This window comes from Paenibacillus sp. J22R67, assembly GCF_059692175.1.
The window spans coordinates 779,262-792,796 of sequence record NZ_JCAUAX010000002.1 but is presented as its reverse complement, the minus strand read 5'-3'; the positions used below and the strand labels follow the sequence as shown (position 1 = coordinate 792,796).

General features: G+C 48.1%; 13 protein-coding genes. 12 read left to right on the top strand and 1 reads right to left on the bottom strand.

The window, feature by feature from the left end; all coding sequences use genetic code 11:
• The 5 genes from AC58VC_RS09805 (at position 1) to galU (ending at position 3,727) form a co-directional block, all read left to right on the top strand.
• Positions 1 to 264: a YlbG family protein gene (locus AC58VC_RS09805; protein ID WP_028558190.1), complete on the top strand. Its 264-nt coding sequence runs from the start codon at positions 1 to 3 to the stop codon at positions 262 to 264.
• Between the two features lie 211 nt (positions 265 to 475).
• Positions 476 to 913: a hypothetical protein gene (locus tag AC58VC_RS09800; protein ID WP_161405927.1), complete on the top strand. Its 438-nt coding sequence runs from the start codon at positions 476 to 478 to the stop codon at positions 911 to 913.
• Positions 914 to 1,025: 112 nt separating this feature from the next.
• On the top strand, positions 1,026 to 1,937 hold the full coding sequence (locus tag AC58VC_RS09795; protein ID WP_497368600.1) for a selenium metabolism-associated LysR family transcriptional regulator: 912 nt from the start codon (positions 1,026 to 1,028) through the stop codon (positions 1,935 to 1,937).
• A 54-nt stretch (positions 1,938 to 1,991) separates the two neighbouring features.
• Positions 1,992 to 2,846, top strand: a complete 855-nt coding sequence (locus AC58VC_RS09790; protein WP_497368599.1) for a PHP domain-containing protein — start codon at positions 1,992 to 1,994, stop codon at positions 2,844 to 2,846.
• Complete coding sequence (galU, locus tag AC58VC_RS09785) at positions 2,846 to 3,727, top strand: UTP--glucose-1-phosphate uridylyltransferase GalU (protein ID WP_497368598.1); 882 nt, start codon at positions 2,846 to 2,848, stop codon at positions 3,725 to 3,727. The genes AC58VC_RS09790 and galU overlap by 1 nt, the downstream gene beginning before the upstream one ends.
• Positions 3,728 to 3,772: 45 nt before the next feature.
• Here galU and AC58VC_RS09780 read toward each other — a convergent pair whose 3' ends face one another.
• Positions 3,773 to 5,536, bottom strand: a complete 1,764-nt coding sequence (locus AC58VC_RS09780) for an Rqc2 family fibronectin-binding protein (protein WP_497368597.1) — start codon at positions 5,534 to 5,536, stop codon at positions 3,773 to 3,775.
• A gap of 182 nt (positions 5,537 to 5,718) precedes the next feature.
• Between AC58VC_RS09780 and AC58VC_RS09775 the strand changes: the two genes are divergently transcribed.
• The 7 genes from AC58VC_RS09775 to rpoZ all read left to right on the top strand — a co-directional run bounded on the left by AC58VC_RS09775 (position 5,719) and on the right by rpoZ (position 13,527).
• Entirely contained in the window at positions 5,719 to 8,511 is a 2,793-nt protein-coding gene (locus tag AC58VC_RS09775; RefSeq protein ID WP_497368596.1) for a calcium-translocating P-type ATPase, SERCA-type, read from the top strand.
• A gap of 151 nt (positions 8,512 to 8,662) precedes the next feature.
• Entirely contained in the window at positions 8,663 to 9,496 is an 834-nt protein-coding gene (gene dapF, locus AC58VC_RS09770) for a diaminopimelate epimerase (protein ID WP_497368595.1), read from the top strand.
• Positions 9,497 to 9,593: 97 nt separating this feature from the next.
• Positions 9,594 to 11,468 carry a bifunctional homocysteine S-methyltransferase/methylenetetrahydrofolate reductase gene (locus AC58VC_RS09765; protein ID WP_497368594.1) on the top strand — a complete coding sequence of 625 codons (1,875 nt, stop codon included), beginning with the start codon at positions 9,594 to 9,596 and terminating at the stop codon, positions 11,466 to 11,468.
• A 41-nt stretch (positions 11,469 to 11,509) separates the two neighbouring features.
• Complete coding sequence (locus AC58VC_RS09760) at positions 11,510 to 12,382, top strand: YicC/YloC family endoribonuclease (RefSeq protein ID WP_497368593.1); 873 nt, start codon at positions 11,510 to 11,512, stop codon at positions 12,380 to 12,382.
• A gap of 34 nt (positions 12,383 to 12,416) precedes the next feature.
• Entirely contained in the window at positions 12,417 to 12,677 is a 261-nt protein-coding gene (gene remA / locus AC58VC_RS09755; protein ID WP_009672664.1) for an extracellular matrix/biofilm regulator RemA, read from the top strand.
• Positions 12,667 to 13,305: a guanylate kinase gene (gmk, locus tag AC58VC_RS09750; RefSeq protein ID WP_497369009.1), complete on the top strand. Its 639-nt coding sequence runs from the start codon at positions 12,667 to 12,669 to the stop codon at positions 13,303 to 13,305. Before remA ends, gmk begins: the two co-directional genes overlap by 11 nt.
• Positions 13,306 to 13,527 (top strand): DNA-directed RNA polymerase subunit omega, encoded by a 222-nt coding sequence (rpoZ, locus tag AC58VC_RS09745; RefSeq protein ID WP_497368592.1) that lies wholly within the window; start codon positions 13,306 to 13,308, stop codon positions 13,525 to 13,527.
• Positions 13,528 to 13,535: the final 8 nt, after the last annotated feature.

Sequence of the window (13,535 nt, the reverse complement as noted above, 5' to 3'; positions counted from 1 at the left end):
ATGATGATTGAGCGTAGCGGGTTAATCATTTGGGTTAACGATATCAAGGCCGCCAGAAACTTGGAAAGATTCGGTTCACTTCATTACATATCCAAGAAAATGAATTATGCAGTTCTTTATATACATGCAAGTAAAGTTGAAGAGACGACTCGCAGCTTACTTAAGCTGCCATACGTCAAAAAAGTAGAAAAATCTTATCGCAACGAAATCAAAACCGAATACAGTAGTGATGTACCGGACAAAACTAGATTTTACACCCTTTGAGGCTGTAGTGCAAAACGAAAGCTTCGGAAGAAGCTTTTTTTATTTTTTGAATTTTTAGATAATAAGCATTTTTTCAGGAATTCACAAATATTTATTAATAATTTTATATATTCTTACATGGGAAAAAAAGTTATAATCAAGTAAACTATAACTTACATACAGTCATGGAATAGGTACGCGGACTCATTTTTCTAGGAAAGGGGGTGTGATCATGAAAGACAAAGTAATGGGCAGATGGAGTACTTATGAACCATTCTTCGTGCAGCTGGGTGACAAGAAAGTGGCGGATGTCGTGATCACGAATCATGCGAAGCTGAGATGGAGCGATCGTGTTTCTAGCGAAAACAACTCATTGGAGGAAATCTGTGCTTTTCTATGGGAAAAGCTTAAAAATGATAACATCGTCCCTTATTATCGAAATGAAGAAGACGTTTATTTGATTGATGATGACCTTGTCGTCGTTGCAGAGTTTTCTCACCTGGAGAATGAGACGGATCTGGTGGGCAATCCGCTGCATAAGATGATCATCGTCACCTTCCTCGGGAGAATGTCCGAAACCATGGAGCTCCGCGATTTGAAATCATATTATTCTTGGCTTAGGCATTCACGGCGCATGACGTTAATCAAGAATAGCCGCAAGCGCCGATAACTCGATAATAACTGGATCAAGAGCGTGTCCATCGTGGCATGCTCTTTTTTATGTCTTAATGGACTGCGCGCGCGCAATTTCATATAATGGTAGCAAAGAGAGGCGGGTTTTCATGGCACTTAATTTTCATCAACTCCACATTTTTTATACTGTTGCGGAAAAAGGAAGTTTCTCACACGCCGCCGGAGCGCTTCATATGACCCAACCTGCCGTTACGATGCAGGTTCAATCCCTTGAGGATTATTTCGGCGTGAAGTTATTTCACCGCAGCACCAAGAAGATTGAACTTTCTGAAGCGGGAAGAGCACTGATGCCTTTTGCCAAGAATAGCATTGAGTTGATCCGTGAAACGGATGTTGCGATGTCCAAGTTCACCAAAATGATTGAAGGACGTCTGCAGCTTGGCGCGAGTTTGACGATGGGTGAATACATTTTACCTCGTCTCCTTGGTCCATTCAGCAAAGATTATCCGAACATCTCCGTTTCCATGAAGGTTATGAATACGACTCAGATTCTGGATGAGGTTCTTGGGCATCAGCTTAATTTCGGGCTTGTCGAGGCGCCGATTCATCATCCGGATGTTCATACGGAAGCGATTCTAAGCGATGAGCTTAAGCTTATTGTGCCAGCAGACCATCCCTTAGCTGACATGGAGGTCGTTACACTCGAGGAAGTGTTGAAATATCCATTCGTGCTTCGTGAACAGGGCTCCGGGACTAGAAGAGTAATGGAAGAGGAATTCGCCCGCTGCAACATGGATTGTTCCACGATGAAGATTGTCATGGAGCTAGGCAGTACTGGCGCAATCAAATCAGCCGTTGAAGCTGGGCTTGGTATATCCATCCTCTCGCAGTCTTCGGTTAAGCATGAAGTGACCTTAGGGCTGTTTAAAGTGAAGACGATTGCAAATATCCGTTTTGAACGCAGCTTCTATGCGATCTATCTAAATTCCACGCTGCTTCCTATATCCGCAGTAAGTTTTATGACCTTTTTACGGCAGGAAGAATTGAGCCGTTTTCTATAACATGTGCGATATCCGGTGAAGGAAAAAGGGATAAAGGGAAAAAGGGGGAACAGAATGACAGCGAAAAAGGAAGCGGACTTGCATACACATACAACGGCTTCGGATGGGACGCAGCGCCCTGCTGCTAATGTGCAAATGGCCCACGATGCCGGACTGGCGGCAATTGCCATTACGGATCATGATACGGTTTCTGGGGTGGCTGAAGCGCTTGCAGAGGGGGCGAAACTCGGCATTGAAGTCGTGCCAGGGGTCGAGATTTCAACTGTCGAAGGTGGTCAAGACATCCATGTGCTGGGGTACTATATTCAGATTGATGATGCTCAGTTTCTGCAAAGATTGGCCTCATTGCGCGACACCCGAAATACGCGCAATGACATGATTATTGAGCGCTTGCAGCAGCTCGGCTTGGACATCACGATGGATGATGTGCTCAAAGAAGTAGCGAATATTAAGCGCAAAGGGGATACCGTCGGAAGACCTCATATTGCTGCTGTGCTTCTGAACAAAGGTTATGTTTCCTCGATAAGTGAAGCTTTTGATAAGTATTTGGCTACAGGAGCTGCCGCTTATGCCAACCCGCCGCGGATCAAACCGGAAACGGCTATCGAGTGGATTCACGAAGCAGGTGGCAAGGCCGTTCTTGCTCATCCAGGCATATACCATGACGATGCACTCGTTGAGGCTATTACGCAGCAAGGATTAGACGGCATTGAGGTTTATCATTCCGACCACACACCGGAAGATGAAGCGAGGTATCTTGAACTTGCTCAGCGCACAGGACTTCTCATCACTGCAGGCTCAGATTTCCACGGCGAACGGGGCGGCGTAGTATTTCATGCGCCTATCGGCTCCAAGCGAATTGGGATCGAAGTCTTGCAAAGCCTACAAATCGAGAAGGAGCAGCGTTAATGAAAAAGATTCGCAAAGCCATCATTCCTGCGGCTGGTTTAGGGACGCGATTCCTGCCAGCCACGAAAGCGCAGCCGAAAGAAATGCTGCCGATTGTGGACAAGCCTGCCATCCAATACATCGTAGAAGAAGCAATTGAGTCTGGGATTGAGGATATCATCATTGTAACCGGCCGCAACAAACGTGCGATTGAAGATCATTTTGATAAATCTGTTGAACTCGAAATGATGCTCGAAGAAAAGGGCAGCACACAATTGTTGAACATTGTCCAGTCTGTCTCTAACCTGGCAGATGTTCATTATATTAGGCAAAAGCAGCCCTTAGGTCTCGGTCATGCCATCCTTTGCGCACGTAAATTTATTGGCGATGAGCCGTTTGCCGTGCTTTTAGGCGATGACATCCTGCAATCTTCTACACCTGGACTCAAGCAGATGTTAGACATATATGAACAGACGGAAACGTCCGTTATCGCTGTACAAGAAGTGCCATGGGAAGATGTGAGTAAATATGGGATCGTATCCCCCGCGACGAACTACGGCAGCTATCGTTTGATTGAGGATTTGGTTGAAAAGCCTGATCGTGACCAAGCGCCTTCGAATTTAGCGGTGATTGGCCGTTATCTCATCATGCCTGAAATCTTCGGCATCTTGGAACGCCAAGAGCCAGGCCGTGGAGGAGAAATTCAACTAACGGATGCCCTCCGTGTCCTTAATCGCGTGCAGCAAATGGCCGCCTATTTGATGCAAGCGAATCGCTACGACGTGGGCGACAAATTTGGATATATTGAAGCGACCATCGAGCTTGCCCTCCAACGGCCAGATTTGCAGAATCAGGTGAAAGCGTATCTCCTCAATTTGGCTAGAAAGTTAGAAGCGGAGTAAAAACAAAAAGAACCTAGTGCAGGAAGGCTGCGCTAGGTTCTTTCTTTATTTTATAGTTACTTTCATTTGCTTGATGTCCTGTTCATCTGGTGTCACGAACAGCGTTTTCTGATTCACATAGATAACGAATCCAGGTTTGGAACCATTCGGTTTATGGACATGTTTGATCGTTGTGTAGTCAACAGGAACTTGACTGGAATGCTTGGCTTGGCTGAAATAAGCGGCTAACTGCGCAGCCTCTCGCAGTGTTGCCTCGGAATAGTTGTCGCTCCGGATGACGACATGAGAGCCAGGAATATCCTTCGTATGCAGCCAAGTATCGGATGAAGAAGCGAGCCGGTTTGTTAAAAACTCGTTTTGCGTATTGTTTTTGCCGACATATATCGGAATTTGCTCACTAGACATATAGCACGCCAAAGCAGGCTTATCTTTTTTCTTCTTTTTGCGCTGCTTTTTGTTACGGTCGCGGATATAGCCTTGTTCCATGAGTTCATCGCGGATTTCTTCGATATCAGTCAAAGAAGCTACACCTAGCTGCTGCAGTAAGGAGTTCAAATACGTAATTTCCTGATGTGTTTGTTCGATTTGTTCCTCGACAATAGCGGTACTGTTTTTCATTTTTGTGTATTTTTTAAAATAGCGCTGCGCATTTTCAGACGGGTTCAACAAAGGGTCCAAAGGAATTTTGATCAGAGCCTGATCTTCATCATAGTAGTTGGTCGTTTCGAGCTCGCGATCGCCTTTGTTAACGGTATGCAGGGAAGCTGTCAGCAGCTCGCCAAGTATTCGAAATTTGTCGGCATCTTTAGAATCATCGACGGTCTCTTGCAGTTTTTCTAGTTTTTTAACATTTTTATTTGATTCATTCTGTAAAAAGCGGAGCAAATCCGATACACGCTGTTTGACCGTATCTCTTTCGGCTTTGTCTCCATAGAACATCTCTAAGCATGCACTAGGCGTTGGGTACGTCTTGGACGTGCCATCAACATGCGTTAGCGGTGTCATGGCGAAAAACAATTTGCCGGTACTTGTCTGCTCGGTAATGACAGGTTCGTAGTGGTGCTCGCGCACTGCTGTCATGATACCGTCAAAAGAGTGCCATAAAGCGTCGATATCGAACGTTTGTTTGGTTTTGTCGCCTTTGCGGCTGCGATATACGATTTCTTTGGCAATTAATGGGCTCAACCCGCTGAATGCAGCGACTAGCCTTTGTTCAGGTTTATCCGAATTCGAGGACTCTTCCCCAGATATTTGAGCCATCGTATCAAAGAAGGTTGCCTTATCCACGTTAAGTGGATTTTGCTTATCCTGCGCAGGCGGTGTGACATACTTGCTTCCTGGCATGACGACACGATAGGAGGAGATGGCAGGGGTTACGTGATGAATACCGTCCAGAATGGTGTCAGTCGCCGGATCTAATAGAATGATATTACTATGCCGTCCCATAATCTCCACGAGAATTTGCTTGGTGCTCATATCACCTAGTTCATCTCGGTGGCGGATTTGAAACCGGATGACGCGTTCCATACCAATTTGTTCCACGGCCTCAATAACCCCGTTCTCACAGTGCTTGCGAAGGAGCATGCAGAACATAGGAGCATCCATCGGATTTAAAGATGTTTGCTCGGTGAGCTGGACCCGTGGGAAGGTGGGATTCGCTGAAAGAAGAAGCTTGAGATTTTGCCCTTGCGCCCGGATTTGCAGGATAACGTCATTCTCGCTGGGCTGGTGAATTTTATTAATGCGGCCACCAACACACGTTTGTAATTCATGAACAATCGCGTGCAGGACTAGTCCGTCTAAAGCCATGATACATACAACTCCATTCTAGGTGAAAACTTTGCTAATCTCTATGATGCCATACTTTTCACAAAAACTTAAGTCTTAGCCACCGGGAAAGATGATTTCAGGGATATTTTCCGGCTTGTCTGAATACATTTACGTATGAGTGGGAGGCAAGATCAAGTGGGAAGTGGGAGGGAGAAGGGCGAATGAGTCAGAATAAGTGGTACCAGTTGACATCGGAAGAAGTCCTGCAGTTACAGCAGGTGGACACGCAGCAAGGATTGCCCTGGGAAGAAGCCTGGAAGCGGCAGGGAGAAGCAGGTCGCAATGAGCTGACTGAAGGGCATCGCGTCTCTCCGATTACGCTGCTATTGAATCAATTCAAAGATTTCATGGTGCTGGTGTTATTAGGGGCGACTCTGATCTCCGGCTTGCTGGGCGAATATTTAGATGCTATCACGATCGTTGTTATCATTGTCATGAACGGCATCCTTGGCTTTACCCAAGAATTCCGCGCCGAACGTTCGCTACGCGCACTTAAAGAACTATCAGCACCGAATGCGAACGTGTGGAGAGAAGGCGCCGTTCATCAAATACCAGCTCGTGATTTGGTGCCTGGCGATATCATTTTACTTGAAAGCGGGGACCGCGTTCCAGCAGATGTTCGTTTCCTGGAGACGAATGGCGTGTATATCGAGGAGTCAGCGCTAACAGGTGAGTCTGTGGCCGTCAGCAAGCAAACAGGAGCTATTGCGCAGGACGAAGTACCGCTTGGGGATCAGCGAAATCTAGGGTTTATGGGGACGATGGTTTCAAGAGGCACAGCCAAAGCCATTGTCGTTCGAATCGGAATGAATACGGAAATGGGTAAAATCGCAGATTTGATTCAAAATACGGAATCCATGGAAACGCCGCTTCAGCACCGTTTAGAACAGCTCGGGAAGATATTGATTATCGTAGCAATCGCGTTAACTGTTCTCGTCGTCGTTGCCGGTATTATGCATGGACAACAGCCTTATGCCATGTTCTTGGCAGGAGTGAGTTTGGCCGTTGCCGCAATCCCAGAAGGCTTGCCTGCTATTGTGACTATTGCTCTGGCACTTGGCGTGCAGCGAATGATTAAACGCAAAGCGATTGTAAGAAAGCTGCCTTCTGTTGAAACATTAGGATGCGCATCGGTGATCTGCTCCGATAAAACAGGAACACTCACACAGAACAAAATGACCGTTACACACTTATGGGTTGGCGGCGATGTGCTGGAAGTCACAGGCGACGGCTATACGCCTGTAGGGGACATTCAAATTGGCGGACAAAGCGCGGATTTGCTCAAAAACCCTTCATTAAGCAGGTTGCTCCATGTGTCCGTGCTTTGTAATAACGCAACGTTATATGAGGAAAAGCAGGAGTTGAAACGCAAGAAAGGCAAGGATGCCAAAGAGAATGTCGTCTCTGTCTGGAATATCAAAGGGGATCCGACCGAAGGAGCGTTAGTTGTTCTCAGCGCGAAAAGCGGTATTACACAAGAATCGCTTAGTGATAAATATAAACGGATCGCTGAATTCCCTTTTGACTCTGAGCGCAAACGGATGTCTGTTCTCGTGACTTCGGAGAATGGCCGCATGGCATGCACCAAGGGAGCACCTGACGTTCTGCTCCAGCACTGCAGCTACATTCTATGGGATGGCAAAGTCATTCCATTCACGTCTACGCTTAAGCAAAAAGTTATGGCGGCTAATGAAGGTATGGCAAGATCCGCCTTACGGGTGCTTGGCATCGCCTATAAGGAGCTAAAAAGCACTGATCGCTACGACGACTATGAAACGGTGGAAACTGGCTTGATCTTCATCGGGCTAACCGGCATGATTGACCCGCCTCGTAAAGAAGTGCGCGAAGCCATCTCCAAATGCCGCAAAGCAGGCATTAAAACGGTTATGATTACCGGCGACCATCAGACGACGGCAGAGGCAATTGCCAAACAGCTCGGCATGATTCAAGGCAGTGGAGTTAGCTTGAGCGGGCAACAACTCGCTTCCATGTCGGACGAGGATCTGGAAGCCAAGGTTAACGATACTTACGTGTATGCAAGGGTATCCCCTGAGCACAAGCTGCGTATTGTCAAAGCCTTGCAGCGTAAAGGACATGTTGTCGCTATGACAGGTGACGGAGTGAATGATGCTCCGGCGATTAAAGCAGCGGATATTGGCATTGCGATGGGGATCACGGGGACGGACGTTTCGAAGGAAGCTTCTTCTTTGATTCTCAGCGATGATAATTTCTCCACGATTGTCGCAGCGATTGAAGAAGGACGAGGGATTTACGAAAACATCCGCAAATTCATCCGGTATTTGCTGGCATCCAATGTCGGGGAGATCATGACGATGTTTATCGCGATGATGGCAGGTCTGCCTTTGCCGCTGGTACCGATCCAGATTCTCTGGGTGAATCTGGTGACGGACGGGCTTCCGGCGATGGCGCTTGGCGTTGACCAAGCTGAGAAGGATTTGATGCAGCATAAGCCACGCTCAGCAAAGGAAAATATCTTCGCAAGACGGCTTGGCTGGAAAATCATCTCGCGCGGAATTCTTATCGGTATATGTACCTTGGCGGCCTTCTGGCTCGTGCTGCGAGCTGATCCTTCGGATGCCGCAACCTTATTGAAAGCACAAAGCGTCGCATTCGCTACGCTGGTAATGGCTCAGCTGATTCATGTGTTCGATTGCCGCAGTTCTCGTTCAATTTTCCACCGCAATCCGTTGCAAAATCGTTACCTTGTTCTTGCGGTATTATCCTCTCTCATATTAATGTTAGCCGTTATGTATGTGGATACGCTTCAACCGATTTTCAAAACCGTTCCTCTTGGCTGGAAGGATTGGATTCTTGTTCTGATCGCCGCAGGCATCCCGACCTTTCTTATGGGGCTGGGCAGCGTGCTCTCACCGAAGCGTACCAAAGGTTCTCGTCCTGCTGCTTATACGTCATCCAAGGCAAGTTTCAGATAAGTTTAGACGTGAGGCTGTCTCTAAGGTCTTTAAGACCTCTGGGATGGCCTTTTCCTATTTAACGGAACTAAAAACAGGAGAAAGGGCTATGCATTCAATCATTTTTGCGCTATGATATTGGCTAAAACACACATTTGGAGTGCTGATTACAATGAAATTCACGAAATTGCATGGTTTAGGCAATGATTTTATTGTCATAGCTGGTGAAAAAGAACTTCCTGCCGATGTGGATCAGCTTGCGATCCGGTTGTGCAATCGCTTCTTTGGGATTGGCGCTGACGGCTTAGTATATATTCTTCCTTCCGAGAAGGCAGATTTCAAAATGCGCATTATTAACTCCGACGGATCTGAAGCTGAGCAATGCGGCAATGCGATTCGTTGCGTGTCTAAATATGTTTACGATCACAAGCTCACTGAAGCAACAGAGATTACTGTTGAAACTTTGGGAGCAGGCGTTCAGAAGGTCCAACTGAACGTGCAAGAGGGGAAAGTCGCGACGGTCCGAGTGGATATGGGGCAGCCGATTTTGCAAGGACTCGAAGTTCCTACGACGGTAGATGAGGCCAAAGTCATCAATCATCCTATTGAAGTAGACGGAAGAGAGTTTCGATTTACAGCTGTATCGATGGGGAACCCGCACTGTGTCATTTATGTGGATGATGCGGTTAATTTCGATCTTGCCGTATGGGGTCCGAAGCTTGAAGTACACCCCATGTTCCCGCGTAAAATCAATGTGGAATTCGCTACGGTGAAGAATCGCGCGTTCACGGATATGCGTGTCTGGGAGCGGGGGGCGGGTCCTACGCTTGCTTGCGGGACCGGTGCTTGTGCGACGTTGGTTTCTTCCGTTCTTAATGGGCTTACTGACCGTCAGGCTACAGTTTCGCTGAAAGGCGGAGATTTGTTCATCGAATGGAATGAAGAAGATAATCACGTTTATATGACGGGACCTGCTGAAGAAGTGTATCAGGGGACGCTGGACTAGCACGGTATTAGAATTATTGATAAAACGTTTATCTTAATATCTCCCATCATTTGTGATACATTATAACTACATTTTTTTAGTAAGCGGGGAGATTATGATGAAACTGGATCTTCGGGCGGCGCTGCAGCGGGAAATTTTGACTGGTGACGGCGCGATGGGGACTTATTTATATCAGATGGGATTTCCGGTAGGCATTTCTTATGAAGAACTGAATCTACTCAGACCGGAAACGGTCGCTGAAGTGCACCGCCGCTATTTTGAGGCAGGTGCTCGTCTTATTGAAACGAATACCTTTTCGGCTAACCGTGAAAAATTATCTAAGTATGGGTTAGAAGGAGATGTTGAAGCGATCAACCGTGCAGGTGTAGAACTTGCTCGGAAGGTTGTCGGAAAAGATGCTTATGTGGTTGGAGCGATAGGTTCAATTCGTGCGGGCAAACGCAAAAATGTTCGCACCGCCGATGTCGAAGAATCGCTGCGCGAGCAGATCTCCATTCTTCTGGATTCGCCGGTTGACGGGCTCATGCTGGAAACCTTTTATGACTTGGAAGAGCTTCAGTTGGCGCTGCGCATTATCCGCAGCATGAGCGATCTGCCCGTGATTTGCCAGTTCGCGAACGAAGGAACTGGCAGCACACAGGACGGGGTTCCGCTGCAGGAGGCTTTTCTGCGATTGCGAGATGAAGGTGCCGACGTCATCGGCTTCAACTGCCGCGTCGGCCCGAACGGGATTCTCCGCTCGATGGAGAAACTGACCCCGCTGGCCGGCGTGCCGTTCTCCGCGTTCCCGAACGCGGGACTGCCCGACTATGTCGACGGGCAGTACACGTACGCGGCGACGCCCCAGTACTTCGCCGAAAGCGCGCTGCGCTTCGCCGAGCTCGGCGCGCGCATCATTGGCGGGTGCTGCGGCACCACGCCGGAGCATATCGCCGCAGTCGCGAAGGCGCTGCAGGACTACGTGCCGGCAGCGCCGGGCACGGCGGCTCCCGCGCGCGCTGTGCGCGTGCTAGAACCAGCGCCGGCGAAGCCTGCGCCGCCGGCTGGCAAGCCTTCGCTGCTGGAGATCGTGAAGCAGCGCAAAACCGTTATTGTCGAGCTGGATCCCCCGCGGGATCTCGACATCGACAAATTTATGCAGGGCTCGAAGGCCCTGCAGGATGCGAACGTCGACGCCATTACGATGGCCGACAATTCACTCGCGGTGACGCGCATGAGCAATCTGGCACTCGGCTACCTCGTGCAGGATAAGCTTGGCGCGCGTCCGCTGATTCATATCGCGTGCCGCGACCGCAACATGATTGGGACGCAGTCCCATCTCATGGGGCTTCACGCGCTGGGCATCGACCATGTGCTGGCCGTGACCGGCGATCCCGCCAAATTCGGCGATCTCCCTGGGTCCAGCTCGGTTTACGACCTGACATCCTTCGAGATTATTCGGATGATTAAACAGCTGAACGAAGGAATTGCGTTCTCCGGCAAACCGCTGAAGCAGAAAGCGAACTTCGTGGTGGGGGCTGCTTTTAATCCGAATGTCAAGCATTTGGACAAAGCGGTTCAGCGTTTGGAGCGCAAAATCGAAGCTGGCGCCGATTACATTATGACGCAGCCAGTGTATGACGCTAAGCTCATTGAACAAATCTATGAAGCGACCAAGCATTTGAATATACCGATCTTCATCGGGATTGCACCGCTCGCGAGCGGAGGGAACGCGGAGTATTTGCATAATGAAGTGCCAGGTATCCGCTTGTCGGATGAAGTTAGAGCGCGCATGAGTGGACTCAAGGGTCCAGAGGGCCGTGCGATAGGCGTGGAGATTGCCAAAGAGCTGCTGGATGCGGCAATGCCTTACTTCAATGGCATCTATCTGATGACCCCATTTCTGGCGTATGAGATGTGTGTTGACCTGACAAAGTATGTGTGGGAAAAGTCGAATCGTCATGATTTCCACTTGTACCCACTTTCAAAATGAATTAAAATAGGGTAATGGATGTGATTAGGATGATTTGCAGTATGACCGGATTCGGACAAGCGAATCGTTCTTTTGCCGGATACAACGTGTTTATCGATGTGAAATCGGTCAATCATAGGTATAGTGAAGTGTCGATTCGAATGCCGAAGGAATGGGCGGTCTTTGAAGACGCTTTGAAGAAAACGGTGCTGCAAGCTGTGAGGAGAGGGCGCGTTGACGTCTTCGTTACAGCGGAACGTGAAGCGGCTTCCACCAAGAGCGTGACGGTTGACTTCGCATTGGCAGATGCTTATTTGCAGGCTGCAGAGGAGTTGAAGGGACGCTATGGATACGCCGAACAGGTCGGTCTCAAAGATTTATTAAGACTACCTGATCTCATTCAGATGAAAGAGCTTCGCAAGGAGCCTGACGAAGAGATCGAACAGGAATTGTGCGCCTGCTTGCAGGAGGCCGTTGCCAAATTATCCGATATGCGGATGCGAGAAGGAGCATTTCTGGAACAGGATATTCGTGAACGTCTGGCTGAGCTGAAACGGATCCATGCGGAACTGGAAGCTTTAGCGCCTGGAGTCGTGCAAGATTACGCGGCTAAGCTTACGAATAGAATTCAGACTCTCCTGCAGGATCAGACACCTGTGGATGAGATGAGGCTGGCGACAGAAATTGCGATTTTCGCAGACCGGTCTAACGTAGATGAGGAATTGACTCGTCTGAAGAGTCATTTTGGGCAATGTGATCAATTGCTTTCAGAGAAAGAGCCTGTCGGACGAAAGTTGGACTTCTTGATTCAAGAAATGAATCGGGAAGTGAACACGATTGGATCGAAGTCGAATCATTCGGAGCCTACGGCTAGAGTGATTGCGATGAAGGCAGAGCTTGAAAAGATGCGCGAGCAAATACAGAATATCGAGTGAAGCGGCATGAAGCTTCGCGAGGAGGAAGCCCTAAATGGCTATCAAATTAATCAATATCGGGTTCGGCAACATCGTATCGGCGAACCGCATTATCTCGATTGTGAGTCCAGAATCGGCTCCGATCAAGAGGATCATTCAAGAGGCGCGTGATCGTCACATGCTGATTGACGCTACATATGGTAGAAGAACCCGTGCCGTTATTATCACGGACAGCGATCATGTGATTTTGTCGGCAGTACAACCAGAGACGGTAGCGCATAGACTTTCCAACAAGGACGATGATCATGACGAGTAATACGAACACTCTTGAGCGTGAGAGAGGTATTTTGATTGTTTTATCCGGCCCTTCTGGTGTCGGTAAAGGTACCGTGTGCGCCGCGCTGCGCAAATGCTCTCCTGATATTGTATATTCCGTATCGGCGACAACACGATCTCCGAGACAAGGGGAAGTCGACGGTGTCAACTATTTCTTCAAAACGCGGGAGCAATTCCAACAAATGATTGATGCGGATGAAGTGTTGGAATGGGCAGAATACGTAGGTAATTTTTATGGGACACCGAGACGTTTTGTTGAAGAAACGCTGCGCTCCGGCAAAGACGTTATCCTGGAGATTGAAGTTCAGGGTGCTTTGCAAGTGAAGCAAAAGTTTTCCGAAGGCGTGTTTATTTTCTTGCTGCCTCCTTCGCTGGATGAGCTTGAGAATCGAATTGTAACACGTGGTACAGAAACGGACGAAGTCATCCGCAGTCGCATGTCGGTAGCGATTGACGAAATCCGTTTAATGGAACACTACGATTATGCCATTGTGAATGATCATGTGGAATCAGCTTGCTCCAAAATACAAGCGATTCTTACGGCTGAACATTGCAAAAAAGAGCGTGTGTATCCCAAAATCGTACAATGGATAGATGAGGTGAAATAAATGTTATACCCTTCAATTGATAAATTGCTAGATATCGTAGACAGCAAGTATTCGCTCGTTGTCGCTGCATCCAAAAGAGCGAGATCTCTTCGCGACGGTGCAAAATCAGATTTGAAAGGCCAAAAAGCTCATAAGCATGTTGGTGTGGCGCTTGAAGAGCTTTATGGCCACTACATTGGCTATGAGAAAATCGAGCCGACAGAGAACGAGAAAGAGAAATAAATCGCTTA